Raw genomic sequence first — 19,532 nt, forward strand, 5'->3', positions numbered from 1 at the left:
ACACAAATGTATGTAATAGCTATTGCTCTGTATTTCACAGATGTTACACCATGATTCATTCTTGCTTTATAAGTCATTATACTTTTGTAATCTGTGCGTTTGGGCTTTATTAATGATAGCGAAGCCGTTTTGGCAAAGGCTAGAAAAGCATAGGTCCACCTCAACTGAGCTATTCAGTTGGGGTGGACCTATGCTTTTTTTGGTGCAGCCTTTTAAAGGCCGTGGCTGTAATTTAGGCTAGTCGAAATACTCCTTAGCCAGCGCTTTGTCGTGACCGTAAATGTCGTTGCGGAAATGAACGTGGCCATCGGCATCGGCCCAGGCGGTGAGGTACACCAAGTACACCGGCAGCTTTTCTTTGAGCGTGATGTACTTCTCGCGGCGCTGCGCAATGGTATCCTGAATGGCCGTCTGGTCCCACTGCGGATAGTCGCGCAGCAGGTAAGTAGCCAGCTTCACGGGCTCTTCGACGCGTACGCAGCCGTGGCTAAAATTGCGCGCCGTTTGGGAGAACAGTTCGTCGTGCGGCGTATCGTGCAGGTAGATGTCGTTGGAATTTGGGAAGATGAATTTCACCTCGCCTAGGTCATTCTTGGGGCCGGGCCGGCGGCGCAGGGTGTACTTAAAAGTAGCCTGCGTCACGTTGGCCCAGTCGATGGTGCTGGGGTCAACAACCGTAGCGCGGCGGCCGTAGCCTTTCACCACTTCCATATCGAGCCGGTCGAGGGTGGCCTGCGGGTTAGCAACCAGGCGGGGGCGCATCTCTTTATCGATGATGCTGAAGGGCACGTTCCAGTAGGGCGACAGCACCACGTATTCCATCTTATCGGAGAACACGGGCGTTGCATTTAGGGTCTTGCCCACGATAACGCGCATGGTGATGACCTCCTTGTTTTGCTCGTAAACGTGCAGCTTATATTCCGGAATATTGACTAGCAGATAGTCGGGCTCGAACTTCTTGGGTAGCCAGCGCCAGCGCTCCATGTTTAGGATAACTTGGTCGATGCGGGTGGTCAGCGGCACGTTTAGTTGGCGCAACGTTTCGCCGTTGACGAGGCCCGTCGTGGGTAGGCCGGCATCGCGCTGAAAGCCTTTGACGGCGTTCACCAATTCGGGGCCGTAGGCTTCGGCGGCCGTGGGCGCGGGCTCTTTATTTACGACGGGTAGGGCCTGGCCGGGTCCGGCGGCTGGGGCCACGGTGCCCTCGGTTTCACTGCCGAGCAGGCGCTGGCGGAGCAGGCTCACTACCGGCGAGCTTTGGCCGGGGCGTAGGTTGGTGGTGGCGGGCAGCGTGGGCCAGCCGCCCGCTTGCTGGCGGGCGCGCAGCAGGGCCAGCGCTTTTTTGAGCTGGTCGTACTCGGGGTGCAGGGGAGCAAAATCGTAGTACGGATAAGTGCTCTCGCGCTCGCGCAGGATGGTGAGTAGTGCCCGGTCGAGCTTGATTTTATTGCGCTTCACCTTCCACGCTTCGTTCTTAGTGTCGCGCGGATTGGCCACGCCCCGGTAGTAGTCCGACGCCCAGCTGAAGTAAGTGCCCGAGAGATTAACGTCGATTTGGCGTTCCAATTGGTTACGACGCGTCGAGTCCTGGACGGTTTTGAATTCCGCCAGTAGCTTGGTTAACTCGTTGTCTTGATACCTTTTAGGGTCTAGGCCATCATCTTTTGCTTTAGCCACGACGTTGAGAAACGTCTGGGCCTGTGGCACGAGCTCGTGGTCTTTAAACCACCCGAGGCGGAACTGCCGCTCGCGGTAAAACTTGCGGGCCCAGCGCTCCTGCGCCTTGAAGCGGGCGTTGGTTTGCATGGCCCGGATAACGTACAGGCTGTCGAGGCGCGGCGCGGGCCCGGCCGTGGCAATGCTCTGTTTGATGCCCCCGGTGGTGGGCGTACCGGTCTGGTCGCCGCTGCCGCCGCACGAAGTCAGCAGCCCCGGCAGGCTGAGCAAGCCCAGCCAAAAGGCGAGTACTAAAAAATTAAGTCGGAGTTCGAAATACATTAAGACGAGGGGGAAAACTAGCCAGGGACTCAGCAAAAGTGAACGCATATGGCAGCGTTTACTGAGCGGCTGGCGGGTGGGTTGCCAAAAAAATAGACAAGCCTAGGTGCAAAGTACGCGCCAGATTGCACGATTGCTAGCAAACCGACCGCAATGCGCGAAGGAGCGGATGGGCGCCACGCCGCTGGCGGGAGGTGGGTAGCGACGGCAGCGGGCAGTTGGCTGGCCCGGTTGGCGGCCCCAGGGCACGGGCTGCCGGGCGGCCCAAGCCAGGGGCTAGCAGTAGCAACCTGGCAACCTCCCTGCTGGCCCGGCGTTGGTAAAGCCAAGCTCTTTTAGTCGTCTCCATTTTTCTCCTGCATGGCTCCTCTTTCTTCGGCGGTGCGCCCGGCCGCGCCGCCCGCCCCCGACCCCCACAGCTACGCCGGCCAAGGCACGCAGCTAGTCCGCCACCTGCGCCTGCACTTGGCCGTTGATTTCGCCCAGCGCACGCTGGCCGGCACCGCCACCTGGCTGCTCACGGAGCCAGTGGGCGCGGCCTCCGCTAGCGACTCGGCGGGGGGCACGCTCGTGCTCGACACCCGCGAGCTACGGCTCGACAGCGTGAGCCTGGGCGAGGCCGCCGCCGGCCCGGCCGCTGCGTACGCGCTGGCTCCGGCCGATGCCGTGCTCGGGCAGGCCCTGCACATTCAGCTGCCGGCGGGCACCGCGGCGGTGAGCATTCGCTACCGCACAGCGCCGGGGGCAGCGGCCTTGCAGTGGCTGGCGCCGGCCCAAACGGCGGGCGAGTTCCCGTTCCTGTTCACGCAGTCGCAGGCCATTCTGGCGCGCACCTGGCTGCCGTGCCAAGACTCGCCGGGCATCCGCTTCACCTACGAAGCCACCGTGGAGGTGCTCGGCTCGGAGCGCGGCCAGCTGCTGGCGCTGATGAGCGCCGAGAACCCGCAGCAGACGGCCGCCAATGGCCGCTACCAGTTTCGGATGGTGCAGCCCATCCCGGCCTACCTCATGGCGCTGGCCGTGGGCCGGCTTGACTTTGCGCCGCTCAGCGAACGCACCGGTATCTACGCCGAGCCGGCCACGCTGGCCCGCGCCACCTACGAGTTTGCCGACCTAGAGCAGATGGTAGCCACCGCCGAACAATTGTATGGCGCTTACCGCTGGGAGCGCTACGATTTACTTGTGTTACCACCTAGTTTTCCATTTGGCGGAATGGAAAACCCGCGCCTAACATTTGTTACACCAACAATTCTGTCGGGTGACCGCAGCCTGACCAGCTTGGTGGCGCACGAGCTGGCCCACTCGTGGAGCGGTAACCTGGTTACAAATGCAACCTGGAATGATTTCTGGCTCAACGAGGGCTTTACCGTGTACTTTGAGCGCCGCATTATGGAGCGCTTATACGGAAGCACTTACGCCGACATGCTGCAAGTGCTGGGTGAGGCCGACCTGCACCACACCATTGCGGAGCTGGGCGCCAGCAGCCCGGCCACGCACCTGCGCCTGCACCTGGCCGGCCGCGACCCCGACGATGGCCTCAACGACATTGCCTACGAGAAGGGCTGCCTGCTGCTGCTGACTTTGGAGCGGCTGGTGGGCCGCCCGCGCCTCGATGCCTTTATTAAGGAGTACTTCGCCCGGTTCAGTTTTCAGAGCATGGACACGGCCACGTTCATCGGCTACCTCCGGCAGCAGCTGCTCGACCCCGCGCCCGGCCTGGCCGAGCGCCTGAGCTTGGGCGCCTGGGTCGATGGCCCCGGCCTGCCAGCCAATGCTCCGGTGGCGCGTTCGGCGCGGTTTGAGGCGGTGGCGGCGGTGCGGGCGCAGTTCGGCGCGGGCACGCCGGCCGCCGTGCTCGCGCCCGCCACGGCCGGGTGGAGCAGCCACGAGTGGGTGCACTTCTTGCAGGGCTTGTCGCCGACGCTGCCCGCCGCCGAGCTGGCGGCGCTCGACGCGGCCTTCGGGTTTACGGCCTCCGGCAACGCCGAGCTGCTGGCGGCGTGGCTGCCGCTGGCGCTGCGGGCCGGGTACACGCCGGCCGACGCGGCGCTCACCCAATTTTTGCTGCACGTGGGGCGGCGCAAGTTTTTGGTGCCGCTCTACCGGGCGCTGCTGGCCACGCCGGGCGGCCGGGCGCGGGCCCAGGAAATATACCGGCAGGCGCGGCCCAACTACCACTCGGTGGCCACGAGCACCCTCGATGCGCTGCTGGCCTAGGGTAGCTGTGGGGGCAGGCCGCGTAGGGTAAGCAGTAGCGCGAACTTTGTAGTTCGCGCTACTGCTTACCCTACGCTGTACCCTAAAACTGCCGCGAGGCGCACCCTAGGGCCGGGCTTGGTGGGGCTTTCTAGCCCAGGTTTTGCAATTAATGACGAGTTCCTATTCTATAGGGCCTAATTTTGCAGGCTTAACCAGCTAGCTATACACGTTGAAAAATCTGATTCCTCGCGGCAAGCTCATCGCCGTCGGCGGCAACGAAGACAAGGGTACTTATCCGACCTCGCGCAGCAAGCGCAAGTATTACCTCAATTTTTTTGAATTAGGCATCCTCAAGCGTGTGGTGTCGGAGTCGGGTAAGGCCGACCCGCGCATCGAAGTCATCACCACGGCTTCGATGATTCCGCAGGAGGTGGGCCCGATTTATACGTCGTCGTTTGCCATGCTCAATTGCCACAACGTGGGCATCATGGACATTCGCACGCCCGAAGACGCCCGCCAGCCCGAGTACCTCGAGCGCCTGCTCGCGGCCGACGCCATTATGATGTCGGGCGGCAACCAGTCGCGCCTGCGCGAAATGTTTGCCGAAACCGATTTTCATGATGCCCTGCTACGGCGCTACTACGCCGAGCCCGACTTCGTGATTGCGGGCACCAGCGCCGGGGCCATGGCCATGTCGCAGCACATGATACGCGGCGGCTCGGTGCCCGACGCCCTGCTCAAGGGCGCCGTGAAGATGGGCGTGGGCCTCGGGCTGCTGTCCACAGCCATCATCGACTCGCACTTCGTGAAGCGCGGGCGCTTCGGCCGCCTCATCGAGGCCGTGGCCCTGCACCCCAAGCTCATTGGCATCGGTCTGGGCGAGGACACCGGCGTGCTCATTACTGAGGGCCACCTGGTCGAAACCATCGGCTCGAACCTGGTCATCATTTTGGATGGCCACGACATCGTGCACAACAACGCGGCCGCGGCCAAGAAGGGCACCACGCTCTCCATCGAAAACGTGCGCATGCACGTGCTCGCCAAGGGCAACGTGTATTGCATCACGGAGCGCAAATTTTACGTGAACAAGGAGGCCGTGGGCGTGGCGGCGGGGTAGGGTTTTCCTTGCTAAATAACAAGCTGACAAAAAACGGTTGTCATGCTGACGAAGGAAGCATCTTACTAGGTCTGTTTTTCTGACCTGATAAGATGCTTCCTTCGTCAGCATGACAACCGTTTTTTGTCAGTATTATATAATATAGCGTCTAAAAACAAGGTGCCTACCGGCTCAGCAGCATGGCGCGGCAGTCCATAAACCGCTCGATGAGCCGCGTGGGCTGCTGCTCGTCGAACTCGCCGAAGCCCAGCACAAAGGCCGGGCTGGGCTGCACGAAGCGGATGGCCTCATTCACGGCGTCGAGGTAGGGCTGGAGGCGGGCGGTATCCGCGCCGGCCTGGGTTAGCTCGGCATCCCAGCGCAGCGGCGCCGGACCTTTGCGTACCAAAAAGGGCAGCACAAACGGGATGTAGTGGCTAAAAACCGGGTTTTCGGGGCTGGTGAGCCGCGTATCGGGCCACACGTGAAACTCGCTGAACGAGGCGGGCGGCGCCACTACAAAGCGCGCCTGCTCGTCGGTCATGGCCTCAAACAGCGCGGCGCGGTTGGGCTGGGCGTAGAGCTGCGCGTAGGCCGCGTACCACACCGTGACGCCCGCCGGGTTCACGAGTTGGTAGGGGTGAAACGAGCTGGCGAGCCCCACCCCGCCGTGCTCCCCAATAACGAGGCGGTAGAGCTGCCCAAAGCGCTCGAGGTCAGCTGACTGCTGGTAGGGGTTGTTGGTGAGCCCGTAGAGGTAGAAGCAGGCAAAGTCGGTGAGCGAGGGCAGCGCCGTGGGGTTGGGGGTAGAAGAGCTGGCAGACATGGCAAAAGCGCAAAACGGAATAAGCGCGCAAAGCTCGGCAAAAGTTGGCCGCCGCCGCGCTACCAGCCATGTCCAACAAAAGCGGCCCCCTGAAGCAAGTGCTTCCGGGGGCCGCTTTTACCATCCTATACTAAGTGCCCTAGGTAGGCCACGCCGCTTAATTACGGAGCAAGCGCAGCGACTGGCGCGTGTTGGCGCCCGTGATGACGACCACGTAGGCCCCGGCGGGCAGGACTTGCACGTCGAAGGGGTGCGCCTCACCGCCCACGAAGGTGCGCGTGAGCAGCACCCGGCCCGTCAGGTCGAGCACCTGGGCCTGGTACACCTGCGGCGCCAGGCCGGTGAGGTCGAGGGTGGCCGCGTTGCCCGGCGTAGGGGTGGGGTAGAGGGCCAGCGCGGCCGCGGCGAACGGCACGGCGCGCACGGTGCTGTAGGTGGCCCGGCCGTTGGTGTCGACCTGCCGCAGGCGGTAGTACACCACGGCGGCCCCTAGGTGGCCGGCGGCGGCATCCTCGAAGCGGTAGCCGGTGGCGGTGGCGCGGGTGCCCTGGCCCTGCACCGTGCCCACGGCCGCGAAGGTGGCGCCATCGAGCGAGCGCTCCACCACGAAGTGGTCGTTGTTGGTTTCGGAGGCGGTGGCCCAGGTGCAGGTGGCGGTGGTGCCGGCGGCCTGCGCCGCAAAAGCCGTGAGGCTAACCGGCAGCGGCGCCGGAGCCACCGACACGATGCCAAACGGCGAGAACGAGGTGATGTGCGTGCGCGTAATGGCCCGGCTACCCGCGGTAGTGCCCGCCGTGGCGCCCCACTCGCCGGCAGCGGAGTGCTCGTCCCAGGCGCCAGTGGCGTAGAGGTAGTGAATGAGGTGCGCCTGGGCCGCCACAAAGTCGGCCGTGGCGTCGGGGCTGTTGTATTGCAGAGTGAGGGAGAGGTCCGAGCCGCCGGGCACTTCCTCGCTCACCAGCCAGGTCTTGTTCACGCTCAGCTCGTTTTTGGGCGCGCCGCTGCCGGCTTCGGTCGCGCTGCTGTAGCTGTTGTACAGGTTATTGAGCAGGCGCACCCCAAAAATGTCTTCCGAGTTGGCGGCCGTTTGCCGCAGGGTGGCCGGCGTGTAGGCCGTAGCCGTGGTGGTAGGGGCGCTGGCCCCCACCGGAAATACAATGCCCACGCCGTTGCCGGGCACCGAAATGCGCAGCCGGCCAGCGCCCCCGGCCACGATGTAGCTGGTGGGCGAGGCGCCCCGCACGATGTTGGCGTTGTACTTCACGCCGTTGCTCAGGCTGTCGCGGCGCACCAGGGTCAGGTCGTAGGCGCCTAGGGTCAGGCTAGCCATGTTTTTGAGCCGCACGCTGCCGTTGACAATGATGTTGCCGGCCAGGGTTTTCGTGCTGGGCGCGGTGGCCCCCACATTGCCCGAAACCACGAGGTTACCATAGCTCTGCGTGATGAGCGAGGTCGATGTGCCGCCGCTGTACTCCACGGTGCTGGTTATGCCCAGCGAGCCCAGCGCGTAGGTGCGGGTTGGGTTGGTGTTGCGAATGGTAAGCGCGGAGCCATCCGACACGTCGATGGTGCCCGTGATGTTCTTATTATACTCCAGGAACAGCTGGCCGGGGGCGGCCGCAACGCCGGTGGTGGCGGTGGCGGGCACGCCCACCACTATTTTAGAGTTGGCCCCGCTCACCGTCCAGGTGCCCGTGATGCCCGCGGCGCCCGGCGTTGCGGTAGAAATGCGGTCGGTGGCCGAGTTGCCGAGCACGTAAAAGGTCTGGTTGTCGGCCGCGAAGCTGGTGGGCGCGGTGCCCGAGCCGTCCATATTCTGGCCCCAGCTGGCCAGTTCGTCCAGCTTGCCCGCGCTCTTGGCGTAGTACACGTTGGTTTCGGGCGTCACCACGATGTCGTCCACGCTCAGGCCGTTGCCGTTGGTTTGGTTGTTGAGCGTGTAGCCCCAGCGCAGCATTATTTCCTGGCCCGGCGCCAGGTTGATGCCCGTCAGGGTGGTTTGGCGCACCCGGCGGTTGGCCGCCGCGTTGCCGTCGCGGCTGGCAATCACCGTGGCCGTTGAAGGGGCATCCACGCGCAGGGGCGCAATGGTTTGCCAGGCGCCGGTGCGTTCCAGCAGGCTCGTGATGGCGGTGCCCACCGGCAGCGTGAGGTACGACACCGAAACGCTGGCCGCATCCTGCCGCCCCGAGTTGTACCACTGCTCCATGGCGTACTGCACCTCCAGGTTTTTGATGACGACGGTGGAGTTGTTCTTAAACCGCACGCCCACGTAGCCGATGCCATCGGCGGTGGTCGTGGCCGCAATGCCCCCCAGCGACCGGTCGGTGCCCGTAGTGCCCGCGTAGCCAAAGTGGTAGTAGTTGGCCAGGGTGTTCGAGCCATCGTTGGCCCCGATGCTGGTGGGGCTGTAGGGCGAGGTGAGGGGCAGCGTGCCAAACTCGGCCTGGGCGTATACCTCGGGCAGGGCCGTCAGCTGGTTGCTCGTGAGCCCCACGGCCCCGCTCAGGCTGTTAAAATCCTGCTTGTAGGGCATCAGCGCCGCATCGGTGAAAGCGTACTGGGCATTGGCACTGGTTGCTAGCAACGTAGCACCTGCCGCCAAAAATAGCGTACTAAATAACTGCATGAAATTAATAAAATAGTATAAGAACTTGCACTTTACATTTATTGGACGAATTTCCAATTATTGGACAAATATACCTTTTGACCCCGTTTATAGGCTAATAAAAGCGTTTTTAGGCCCAAAAATAGAATGTGCAATAGTGGGCTATGTTATTTGTTATAGTTTATGTTGGAATAGTAAACATAATTATTTATAGAAAATACTGCCTTAATTATTTGCGGTTGCGGGTAGTTCCGGCAGCCTTGCCAGCGGTAGCTGGCGAGTGGGGCGGGCCCGGGTGCCGGGGCGCGTCCAGTACTAGCGCAGCGTAGGGGGGCAGTACCTTTGCCTGTCCGTTTTATCGGCCAGCGGCTTTGCCGCCTCTCTATTCTTATGCAAAAAAAAGGATGTCCTCTTGGGCTTAGTCTGCTGGCACTGCTCTGGTTAACCCTAGGGCCGGCCAGCGCCCAAATCCGCGTTACGCTCAGCGGCACCGTGCAGGATGCCAGCTCGGGCGAGAACCTGACCGGCGCCACCGTGCGGGTGCGCGAGCTGCCCGGCGTGGGTACCGGCGCCAACGCCTACGGCTTCTACACCCTCACCGTGCCGGCCGGCGCCTACACCCTGGAAGCCAGCTTCGTGGGCTACGCTACCCAGACGCGCCAATTGACCCTAGGTGCCAGCCAGCGCCTCGATTTCAAGCTGAAGCCGGGCGGCAGCGAGCTCAACGAGGTGGTGGTGACCGGCCGCAGCGCCGAGGCCAACATCAGCAAGGCCCAGATGGGCGTGGAAACCCTCGACCTCAAGCAGGTGGCCAAGGTGCCGGTGCTCTTCGGCGAGAAGGACGTGATAAAGACGCTGACCCTGCTGCCGGGCATCAAGACGGCGGGCGAGGGCAGCAGCGGCTTTTCGGTGCGCGGCGGGGCCGTGGACCAAAACCTGATTTTGCTCGACGAGGCGCCCGTCTACAACGCCTCGCACCTGCTGGGCTTTTTCTCGACCTTCAACTCCGACGCCCTCAAGGACCTCACCGTGTTCAAGGGTGGCATGCCGGCGCAGTACGGCGGCCGGCTGTCGTCGGTGGTGGACATCAAGATGAAGGACGGCAACAACCAGACGCTGCACGGTAGCGGCGGCATCGGGCTCATTGCCTCACGGCTGGCCCTGGAAGGGCCGCTGGTGAAGGGTAAAGGCTCGTTTTTGGTGGCGGCGCGGCGCACGTATGCCGACGTGTTTCTGAAGCTCTCGAAGAACGAAACCACCAAGAATTCCAGCCTCTATTTCTACGACGTAAACGCCAAGGCCAACTACGCGCTCAACGACCGCAACCGGGTCTATTTCAGCGCCTACCTCGGCCGCGATGCCCTAGGGCTGGCCAATACCTTCGGCCAGTACTACGGCAACCAGACGGCCACGCTGCGGCTCAATCACTTGTTCAGCGACCGGGTGTTTTCCAATACCTCGCTCATTTACAGCAAGTACGACTACGAGATTGACATTACCTCCAACGCCAGCAACTTCGTTATCAAGTCCAAAATTCAGGACCTGAACCTGAAGCAGGACGTGGAGTTTACGCCCAGCGCCACCCAGACGCTGCGCTTCGGGGCGCAGGCCATTTACCATACCATCACGCCGGGCTACGTGACAGCCGACGCGGGCTCGGCGGTGAACGGCACCGCCGACCGCACCAACTACTCGCTCGAAACGGCGGCCTACGCCTCGCACGAATGGCAGGCCGCGCCGCGGCTCAACTTCACCACCGGCCTGCGGCTCTCGGGCTTTAGCCTCCTGGGGCCCGGCACCTACTCGACCTACGACGCGGCCGGCAACGTGCTCACCGCCCCGAACTACCCCACCAAGGGTGAATTTCTGAAAACCTACGTGCGCCTGGAGCCGCGCTTCGCGGCCAGCTTCCAGCTCACCGAGGGCAGCACCCTCAAGGCCAGCTACGCCCGCAACGTGCAAAACCTGCACCTGCTCAGCAACTCCAGCACCTCGCTGCCCACCGACCTCTACGTGCCCACCACCTTCAACGTGAAGCCCGAAACCGCCGACCAGGTGAGCCTGGGCTACTACCGCACCCTAGGAGCCCAAAAGGGCTATTCCTTCACCGTGGAAACCTACTACAAAGCCCTGGGCAACCAGATTGACTACCGCGACGGCACCCAGCTGCGCGGCAACTTCGACGTGGAGGCCAGCCTGCTCTACGGCACCGGCCGGGCCTACGGCATCGAGTTTTTGGTGCGCAAAGACGTGGGCCGCCTCACCGGCTGGGTGGGCTACACGCTCAGCAAATCGGAGCGCCAATTCACCGACATCAACGGCGGCAGCTGGTTTAATGCCCGCCAGGACCGGCCGCACGACTTGTCGGTGGTCGGTATCTACCAGCTCAATAACAAGTGGACGTTCTCGGCCACCTTCCTAGCCAGTACCGGTAACGCCGTAACCTACCCGGTGGGCAAGTACGCAGTGGCCGGCCAGGTGGTGAGCCTCTACGGCCTGCGCAACGCCGACCGCCTGCCCTACTACCAGCGCCTCGACCTGGGCGCCACCTACGAGAAGCCCAACCAGGAGGGCCACCGCTTCCGCAGCAGCTGGTCGTTCTCGGTTTATAACGCCCTGGGGCGCGAAAATCCCTACAGCATCAGCTTCCGGGCCGACCCCAACGACGCCACCAAAACCCAGGCCGTGCAAACGGCCCTGTTCCGGGCGGTGCCCTCGGCCACGTACAATTTTAGCTTCTAAGCCATGCGGCAGTCTGTTTATACGCCTCTTACTAAGCTGCGGGCACTGGCCGCCGGCGCCCTGCTGCTCGCCAGCACCGGCTGCGAAAAAATAGTGAATCTGGACTTGCAAACCTCGACCGCGCAGCTCGTCATCGAGGGTAACCTGGTCGATGACAACCGGCCCTGCCAGGTCACGCTCAACCGCTCGGCCAACTACACCGCTACCAACAGCTTCGAGGCGGTGCGCGGCGCTACCATTACGCTGGCCGATAACGCGGGCGGCCTCGAAACGCTGCGCGAAACCGCCACGCCGGGCCAGTACCTAGGGGCCACACTGCGGGGCGTGCCGGGCCGCATCTACACGCTGCGCGTCGAAACCGGCGGCGCGGCCTACGTGGCTACGTCTAGGCTGCCGGCGCCGGTGGTGCCGTTTAACAAGCTGAGCACCCAGCTCAGCGCGTTTGGCACCGATAATATTCAGGCGGTGGTGGACTACACTGACCCGGCCGGCAAAGGCAACAGCTACCTGTTTCGGCAGTACCGCAATGGCAAGCTCAACGACGCCATCTTCGTGCAGAACGACGAGTTTACCGACGGCAACCGCATCAGCCAGGCGCTGCGCACGCGCAGCAGCAGCAGTACCGACCCCAACGAGCTCGATAAGCTGGTGCGCGGCGACAGCCTGCGGGTGGAAATGCAGAACATCGACCCCGGCGTGTACGAATACTTCCGCACCCTCACCCTGATTCTGACGGCCGGCGGCGCCCCCAGCACCACGCCCGCCAACCCCAAGTCAAATTTTTCGGGCGGCGCGCTAGGCTATTTCAGCGCCCACTCGCGCCGCGTGCTCACCATTAAAGTACCCTAAGGTACCGTAGCGCGGCCTTTTAGGCCGCGAGTGCCCGACGATACACGCGGACTGAAAGTCCGCGCTACCTGCGCAGTTGCTAGCGCACCTCGGCACTGTTGCTGATAAAGGCCAGGCGCTTGCTGTCCGGCGACCACGAGGGCGTATTCATGGTGCCTTGGCCGCCGTAGAGGTACGCAATTACCCTAGGTTGGCCCGTGCTCCTAATAGGCAGCAGGCGCAGGTACACGTGCTTGTAGAAGGGGTGGTCGCTGGACACGACTTCTTCCTTGAGAAAGGAAACGAATACGAGCCACTTACCATCGGGCGACACGTGCGGAAACCAGTCTTGGTAGTCGCCGCTGGTGATGGGCTGCTGCTGGCTGCCGTCGGCGCGCATGCGCCAGATTTGCATGGTGCCCGTGCGGTTCGAGTTGAAGTAGATGTACTGGCCATCGGGCGTGTACTCGGGGCCATCGTCGAGGCCAGGGGACGTTGTGAGGCGCACCTCGGGGCCGCCGGCGGCCGGTACGCGGTAGATGTCAAAGTTTTGGTTGCGCCCGCCCGTAAAGAGCAGCTGCTTGGCATCGGGCGACCAGCCGTGCAGGTAGGAGGGGCCGCGGGGCGTGAGCTGGCGGGGCTGGCCGCCGGTGGCGGCCACCGTGTAGCCGATGGAGCCGCCCAGCGCCTCCACGCCGCTGCTCAGGCCCAGTTGCTTGCCATCGAAGGACAGTACGTGGTCGTTGTTGTTATTCTTGACCTCGCCGGTGGGCAGCACGGCCGGCTGCCGCGTCGCCAGGTCGAAGTTGTACATGAGCCCGTCGCTGTTGTAAATCAAGCTCTTGCCATCGGGCCGCCAGTTGGGCGCCTGGAGGGAGACGGGCGCGCTGTAGATGATTTCGCGCCGGCCGGTGGCGGGCTCCAGCACCTCGAGGTGGCTGCCTAGGTACTGCCGATAGGGCACCAGGTCGGCGGGTGCGGGCACGGCCAGGCGCACATCTCGGAAGGTCGCTTGTTCGGTCGCGGCCGCCTGGTGCGCGCACACAAACAAGCCCATGTACACCTCCGCGCCTAGGTCCAGGTTCGCCACTTCCGCCGTCACAAAGGGCTGCCCAAACTGGGCTACGCGCATCGTAAACGTCTGACCCACGCGCTCTAGCTGCACCACGTCGGCGTGGGTGATAGCGGCGCGGGTTTCGGCGGTGGCGGCCCCGGCGGTGCGGCGGTATTGCAATGAGGTCAGGCCATCGCCGTGCACGGCCACGCACACCTGGGGCGAGTTGCTAGCCAGGCTCTGGCGCACCATCCAGCCCATTTTTCGGTGCGGCTCGGCGCCGCGGCCCACCAGCTCGGCCCGGGCGTAGAGGATAAAATCGCCGGTGAGCTTCTTGTACACGAAGTGAAAATCGTCGTGGTCGGCCCACACGTTGGTGCCCCCGCCCGCCACGGTGTACTGCTGTGTGGCGGCCGCGTAGGTGCCCGCGCCCGGCCTAGCCACCGTGCCAATGTCCTGCTGGCCGTCGAAAATGCCTAGCTGCTGCGCCGAGACGGGCCCAAAAGCAACCAGCCCACAGACCAGGAAAAATATTCTTTGCGCAAAAGTTGACATAGTAGTAAGGTGCTGGGTGAGAGAAGACAATGGAAACTAGCCAGTATTGGCAAGCAAGCGCTGAGGCTACTGCTGGGCCAGTGGCTCGCAAACGGCTGCTTGCTTAGCTGCCTGTGCTGCGTGGGGGGCCGGGTTTGGCTGCGCGCCGCTAGCTTGCGTACGCCCAACTACCACCCAGTTCACTCATGAAAAATAGTCTCTTTTTACTGTTTATTGCTTGCTGCCTAGGTAGCGGCCAGCGCGCCGCCGCTGGCCCACTGGCCGCCCGCCCCGCCTACTTCGAGCTGAAGGTATACCACCTCAAAACGGCCCGGCAAGTGGCGCTGGTCGATAGCTTCTTGCAGCACCAGTACCTGCCGCAGCTGCACGCGGCGGGCATCGCCACGGTGGGCGTGTTCCGGGCCATCGGCAATGACACCGCCACCGACAAGCGCATCTACGTCTGCACGCCCTACGCCTCCTTGGGCCAGTGGGAGAAGCTGCGCCAAACTACCGCTCCCAAGCTGCTGGCCGCTGGCGGCGCCTATGAAAACGCGGCTTACACCAGCCCCGCCTACGGCCGCCTGGAAACCATCTTCCTCAAGCCTTTCGACACCATGACAGCCCTGCTAGTCCCCAAGCTCGCCACGCCCAAGGCTGAGCGCGTGTATGAGCTGCGCAGCTACGAGGGCGCGAGCGAGAAAATTTTCCGCAACAAAATGCAGATGTTCAACGCGGGCGGCGAAATCAAGCTCTTCGACCGGCTGGGCTTCAACGGCATTTTCTACGGCGAAGTCCTGTTCGGCGCCAAAATGCCGAACCTCATGTACATGACCTCCTTCGCCAACAAAGCCGACCGCGACGCCCACTGGAAAGCCTTCGGCGACGACCCCGAGTGGAAGCGTCTCTCGACCCTGCCCGAGTACCAAAACAACGTGTCGCACATCGACATCACCTTCCTGCAGCCCGCTAACTATTCGGATTTGTAAGGGTGGTTATTAGTGGTTAGCGGTTAGTTATTAGTGGTTAGTTGTTTGTATCTACTCAACTAACCACTAATAACTAACCACTACTCACTAAAACTTGTCATCGTTGACTTCCAGCCAAAAGCTGTCGGGGTCCTGCAAGTAAATCTGTTTTATGCCGTCGGGGCGGGGCGTGGTTTGGCCGGCCTCGCCCTTCCAGCTGCCATAGCGCACGTGCAGCTTGTCGAGGTGCGCCATGAACTTGGGCAGGTCCTTGACGCTGAAGGCCAGGTGGGTATTGATGTCATGGTCTTGCACCTTATTGCCCTGGATGATGTGCAGCTGGCTGTGCGGCCCAATGCGCAGCCACACGTGCTTGCCGTCTTTGAAGGGCTCGGGCAGCTCGGGCAGCAGCAGCACGTTTTTGTAAAAATCGGCGCTTTTCTGCAAGTCCACCACGTACAACGCAATGTGGTTGAGGGCGACTGGGCCCTGCGCCCAGGCCGCCCGGCCGGGCCCTAGGGTAAGTAAAAGAGCTACCGAGCAGTAGGAGAGAAGCTTGCGCATGCGGTCAAAAATGGGAGTGGGAAGTGCCCCAAAGCTACGCGTAATCGCGGCGCCGGCTACCCGGCGCTAAGTCTTTGCTGGCGTGGCCGGTACTACATTTGGCAGGCTGCGCTCGGCAGCTTTCGCTTCGCTCACTTCTAGCCCCACCCCCATGTCCGTTTCTCGTCGTCAGTTTTTGAAGCATACCGCGGCTTTGACCGCCACCGCCGCCCTGGCGCCGCAGCTGGCCGCCGAGGCCTTCAGCGCCAAGCCTTTCTTCGAGATTTCGCTGGCCGAGTGGTCGTTGCACAAGGCCTTGTTTGCCAATAAAATGACCAACCTCGACTTCCCGGTGATGGCCAAAAAGGAGTTTGGCATCAGCGTAGTGGAGTATGTCAATCAGTTCTTTAAAGACAAAGCTGAGGACAAAAAGTACCTAGGTGAGCTGCTGCAGCGCTGCAAGGATAATGGCGTGCGCAACCACCTCATTATGATAGACGGCGAGGGCGACCTAGGTTCGCCCGACGCGGCCGAGCGCCAGAAAGCCATCGAGAACCATTACAAATGGGTCGATGCCGCGCACTACCTAGGCTGCACCACGGTGCGGGTCAATGCCTTTGGCAAGGGCTCGGCCCAGGAGGTGCAGCAGGCGGCCGTCGATGGCCTGAGCCGCCTGAGCGCCTACGCCCAAAAAGCGGGCCTCAACGTGATAGTCGAAAACCACGGCAGCTACACCTCCGATGGCAAGTGGCTGCTGGGTACCATCCAAAAAGTAGGCAAGCCCAACGTCGGTATCCTGCCCGACTTTGGTAACTTTTGCATCCGCCGCGACTCCGGCGAGCTGTACCGCGGCAAGTGCCTCGAGGAGTACGATAAATACCTGGCTGTGAAGGAGTGGATGCCCGTGGCCAAGGGCGTCAGTGCCAAGACGTTTGACTTCGACGCGGCCGGCAACTGCGTGGAAACGGACTACCCCAAGATGTTCAATATCATCAAAGCCTCCGGCTTTCGCGGCATCGTGGGCATCGAGTACGAGGGCGAAACCACCAGCGAGGAAGAAGGCATCCGCAAGACCAAGGCCATACTAGAGAAAATCCTGCGCGCCTAGGTTGGCCCGCGTTGGCTGGGCGCGGGCGCCTAGGTCCTTACTTGGGGCAGGTTACCGGCGAGAGCGGTTGGGTTGAGGTAAACTTCAGCGCGCCGGGCTGCTTAAATACCATGGCCCCAGCGCGTTCGGCCACGTCGCCGTAGCCCTCTACGAAGCCCGTGCCCCGCCGCAAAAAAGCCACTTCACGTACCGAGGCCACGCCTTCTGACTGAAACGTGTACTCGGCCCGCAGCGTGTCGCCGTGCATCGCGCCCCGGATGGTGCCCTCGTTGCGGTCCTTCTCGAAATAGCGGTACGAGAGCTGGCCCGTGACTGTGGGCTGGGTGGTGGCCAGCGTGAGGCGCACCGTGTCTCTGGCCGAGGTGTAGGCGTAGCACTGCGGCCCGGCTGGTGCCGCGGCCTGGGGGGCGGCCGGCGCGGTAGTGGTGGGGGCGGTCTGTTCGCGGCAGGCGGCCAGCAGGAGTAAGCCAGCGGCGGCGAAAGCTAATCTAGGATAGGTCATAAGTAGTCTGAAAGGTAGGGCTTAGGACTCGGAAGATGCTTGCAGGGTGCGCTCGATACGGCGGTCGGGCACCAGCCACATCAGGGCCACGCCTACGTATACCGCGCCGGCTAGCCAGGGCAGCCCGAAGCTGCTGACGATGCCCACCAGGTAGAGCACCGGCGAAAGCTTGCCCTTCCAGTCGCGCCCCACGGCGTGGGCTAGGGGCGAATCGGGGCCGCCGTTGAGGGCAATCAGGCGGTTTTGCAGGATGGAATACGCCACGGCCGAGGCCAATAAAATACCGCCGTACACGGCCAGCGTAGCCGAAGCAAAGTGGTTTTCGCCCATCCAGCCCGTGGAAACGGGCACCAGCGAGAGCCAGAACAGCAGGTGCAGATTGGGCCAGAGCACGCTGCCGTTAATCTGCCGGGCGCTGCTGAGCAGGTGATGGTGGTTATTCCAGTAAATGCCCACGTACACAAAACTCAGTACGTAGCTCAGAAACACGGGCAGCAGCGGCTTCAAAGCCGCAAAGTCGGCCCCGTGCGGCACCTTCAGCTCCAGCACCATGATGGTGAGGATGATTGCGAGTACACCGTCGCTGAATGCTTCGAGGCGGCCTTTTTGCATAATCAAACCTAGGTCAAGATTGGCAGGGAAGCCAAAGTAAGCACACAAAAAACGCCGCCCCGTTGCCAGGGCGGCGTTCTTGGTACCAGAGCTGCCGTTGGCAACCCTAGGTATGTATCTGGTTAGTAAGTCTTGGCGTCGTGCGCCATTTCCTCGGCTTGGCCCACGGCTTCGGCAGCTTGGCGCTCGTTGTACTGGTTGCCACCGTCGGTCTCGGCGTGGGCGTTGGCGGCCCGCAGGCCGTCGGCCAGGCGCTGGCCCCAATCGGCGTCGCAGTTGGTGCAGAGCTCAATCATTTTGTCCTGCACCACTTTGGCGGCGGCGGCGAGGGCGCCAATCATGTTGTTGACAAGGTCGTCGCGCTCCCAGTCTTCGTGCAGGCGGTAGCGGTCGCCGGCCTGCCCGAAATTGTTGGTACGGTCGATGGTCTGGCGCACCAGGCGGGCGCTGTAGTTCGGCGTGTGGTCGGGGCCCTGCGAGGCCGACTCTTTCAAGCCATTGAGGCTGCTGGGCTCGTAGTTGGTGTGCAGGTTCTGGCCGGGGGCGGCATCGACGTGGAACGTCATTTGGCCGTCGCGCTGGTTGGTGGCCACGTGCTTCTTGGGCGCGTTGATGGGCAGCTGCAAGTAGTTGGGGCCCACGCGGTAGCGCTGCGTATCCGAGTACGAGAAGGTGCGGCCTTGCAGCATCTTGTCATCCGAGAAATCGAGGCCATCCACCAGTACGCCGGTACCGAACGCCACTTGCTCTACCTCGGCGAAGTAGTTTTCGGGGTTGCGGTTCAGCGTCATCATGCCGATGGGCAGGAAGGGGAACTGGTCCTCGGGCCAGATTTTGGTGTCATCGAGCGGGTCGAAGTCCAGTTCGGGGTGCTCGTCGTCCGACATAATCTGCACCGCCAGCTCCCACTTGGGGAAGTTGCCCTTCTTGATGTTCTCGAACAGGTCCTGGGTCGCGTGGTTGAAGTTCTTGGCCTGAATGGCTTCGGCTTCGCTAGCGGTCAGGTTTTTAATGCCCTGCTGCGGCTCCCAATGGTATTTTACCAATACGGCTTCGCCCTGCGCGTTCACCCACTTATAGGTGTTCACGCCCGAGCCCTGCATCTGGCGGTAGTTGGCCGGAATGCCCCAGGGCGAGAATAGGAAGCTCACCATGTGCATGGCTTCCGGCGTATTGGCGATGAAGTCGAAGATGCGCTCACCCGTCTGGCGGTTAAACACCGGGTCGGGCTTCTGCGAGTGAATCAGGTCGGGAAACTTGACGGCGTCGCGGATAAAGAACACCTTCAGGTTATTGCCCACCAGGTCCCAGTTGCCGTCTTCGGTGTAGAATTTCACCGCGAAGCCGCGCGGGTCGCGCAGGGTTTCGGGTGAGTGGCCGCCGTGGCCCACCGTGGAGAAGCGCGCAAACGTCGGAGTTTGCTTACCCTTGGTGTTGAATAGCTTAGCGCGGGTGTATTTCTCAATCGGCTCGCCGCCCACCGTACCGTAGGCCTCAAATACGCCGTGGGCCCCCGCGCCGCGGGCGTGCACCACGCGCTCGGGGATGCGCTCGCGGTCGAAATGGCTGATTTTTTCGATGAACTGGTAGTTCTCCAGCGTGGCCGGGCCACGGCTACCCACGGTACGCAGGTTCTGGTTGTCCGAAACGGGGTGGCCCTGGCGGGTAGTCAGGGTATGCATGTTTTCGCCGCTGGCCGTGCGCTGGTCCTGCGCCGAGCCCACGCCGTTGACGGCGGTGCCGGTCCCGTTGGCGGACGTATCGTGTCCGTTCTGGTCCGAAGAATTTTCCTGGGTTGCCATTGCTATAGGTTAGTGATAAGGAAGGGAATCCAGGCAACTACCCGCAACGCGCACGTATGGTTTTGCGCCGGACCCCCGCAAAAATTTGGTATTCCTACCGGAAGGCTGCCGG

14 protein-coding genes are annotated in these 19,532 nt (G+C 62.4%); 6 read left to right on the plus strand and 8 right to left on the minus strand.

Going from position 1 to position 19,532, the window contains the following annotated elements:
- Positions 1–237: 237 nt before the first annotated feature.
- Positions 238–1,998, minus strand: a complete 1,761-nt coding sequence (locus tag ACFSDX_RS23155; protein ID WP_382317952.1) for a L,D-transpeptidase family protein — start codon at positions 1,996–1,998, stop codon at positions 238–240.
- Between the two features lie 360 nt (positions 1,999–2,358).
- On the opposite strand from ACFSDX_RS23155, the gene ACFSDX_RS23160 reads away from it, so the two are divergent.
- On the plus strand, positions 2,359–4,215 hold the full coding sequence (locus ACFSDX_RS23160; protein ID WP_382317954.1) for a hydrolase/aminopeptidase: 1,857 nt from the start codon (positions 2,359–2,361) through the stop codon (positions 4,213–4,215).
- Between the two features lie 211 nt (positions 4,216–4,426).
- Positions 4,427–5,314: a cyanophycinase gene (locus ACFSDX_RS23165; RefSeq protein ID WP_382317956.1), complete on the plus strand. Its 888-nt coding sequence runs from the start codon at positions 4,427–4,429 to the stop codon at positions 5,312–5,314.
- A gap of 163 nt (positions 5,315–5,477) precedes the next feature.
- On the opposite strand, the gene ACFSDX_RS23170 is transcribed toward ACFSDX_RS23165, so the two are convergent.
- Both ACFSDX_RS23170 and ACFSDX_RS23175 read right to left on the minus strand, forming a co-directional pair.
- On the minus strand, positions 5,478–6,119 hold the full coding sequence (locus ACFSDX_RS23170) for a hypothetical protein (RefSeq protein ID WP_382317958.1): 642 nt from the start codon (positions 6,117–6,119) through the stop codon (positions 5,478–5,480).
- Between the two features lie 157 nt (positions 6,120–6,276).
- Positions 6,277–8,748, minus strand: coding sequence for a T9SS type A sorting domain-containing protein (locus ACFSDX_RS23175; protein WP_382317960.1), 2,472 nt, complete (start codon positions 8,746–8,748; stop codon positions 6,277–6,279).
- Positions 8,749–9,117: 369 nt separating this feature from the next.
- On the opposite strand from ACFSDX_RS23175, the gene ACFSDX_RS23180 reads away from it, so the two are divergent.
- A complete protein-coding gene (locus ACFSDX_RS23180) occupies positions 9,118–11,469 on the plus strand; it encodes a TonB-dependent receptor (protein WP_382317962.1) in 2,352 nt (783 codons plus the stop codon).
- Positions 11,470–11,472: 3 nt separating this feature from the next.
- Positions 11,473–12,318, plus strand: a complete 846-nt coding sequence (locus tag ACFSDX_RS23185; RefSeq protein ID WP_382317964.1) for a DUF4249 family protein — start codon at positions 11,473–11,475, stop codon at positions 12,316–12,318.
- Between the two features lie 79 nt (positions 12,319–12,397).
- On the opposite strand, the gene ACFSDX_RS23190 is transcribed toward ACFSDX_RS23185, so the two are convergent.
- Positions 12,398–13,906 (minus strand): biopolymer transporter TolR, encoded by a 1,509-nt coding sequence (locus ACFSDX_RS23190; RefSeq protein ID WP_382317966.1) that lies wholly within the window; start codon positions 13,904–13,906, stop codon positions 12,398–12,400.
- Between the two features lie 185 nt (positions 13,907–14,091).
- Here ACFSDX_RS23190 and ACFSDX_RS23195 point away from each other — a divergent pair, with 185 nt between their 5' ends.
- The gene (locus ACFSDX_RS23195; protein ID WP_382317968.1) at positions 14,092–14,874 is read left to right on the plus strand and encodes an NIPSNAP family protein; all 783 of its coding nucleotides are present in this window, start codon (positions 14,092–14,094) and stop codon (positions 14,872–14,874) included.
- A gap of 87 nt (positions 14,875–14,961) precedes the next feature.
- Here the strand turns inward: ACFSDX_RS23195 and ACFSDX_RS23200 are convergent, their stop codons facing one another.
- The gene (locus tag ACFSDX_RS23200; RefSeq protein WP_382317970.1) at positions 14,962–15,417 is read right to left on the minus strand and encodes a VOC family protein; all 456 of its coding nucleotides are present in this window, start codon (positions 15,415–15,417) and stop codon (positions 14,962–14,964) included.
- Between the two features lie 151 nt (positions 15,418–15,568).
- Between ACFSDX_RS23200 and ACFSDX_RS23205 the strand changes: the two genes are divergently transcribed.
- Positions 15,569–16,504: a sugar phosphate isomerase/epimerase family protein gene (locus tag ACFSDX_RS23205; RefSeq protein ID WP_382317972.1), complete on the plus strand. Its 936-nt coding sequence runs from the start codon at positions 15,569–15,571 to the stop codon at positions 16,502–16,504.
- 37 nt (positions 16,505–16,541) lie between these two features.
- Here ACFSDX_RS23205 and ACFSDX_RS23210 read toward each other — a convergent pair whose 3' ends face one another.
- From ACFSDX_RS23210 to ACFSDX_RS23220, 3 genes are all read right to left on the minus strand, one after another.
- A complete protein-coding gene (locus tag ACFSDX_RS23210) occupies positions 16,542–17,006 on the minus strand; it encodes a hypothetical protein (protein WP_382317973.1) in 465 nt (154 codons plus the stop codon).
- A gap of 21 nt (positions 17,007–17,027) precedes the next feature.
- The gene (locus ACFSDX_RS23215; protein WP_382317974.1) at positions 17,028–17,618 is read right to left on the minus strand and encodes a TMEM175 family protein; all 591 of its coding nucleotides are present in this window, start codon (positions 17,616–17,618) and stop codon (positions 17,028–17,030) included.
- A 122-nt stretch (positions 17,619–17,740) separates the two neighbouring features.
- Complete coding sequence (locus tag ACFSDX_RS23220; protein ID WP_382317976.1) at positions 17,741–19,420, minus strand: catalase; 1,680 nt, start codon at positions 19,418–19,420, stop codon at positions 17,741–17,743.
- Between the last annotated feature and the right edge of the window lie 112 nt (positions 19,421–19,532).

It is taken from the genome of Hymenobacter bucti (genome assembly GCF_042681145.1).
GTDB lineage: Bacteria > Bacteroidota > Bacteroidia > Cytophagales > Hymenobacteraceae > Hymenobacter > Hymenobacter bucti.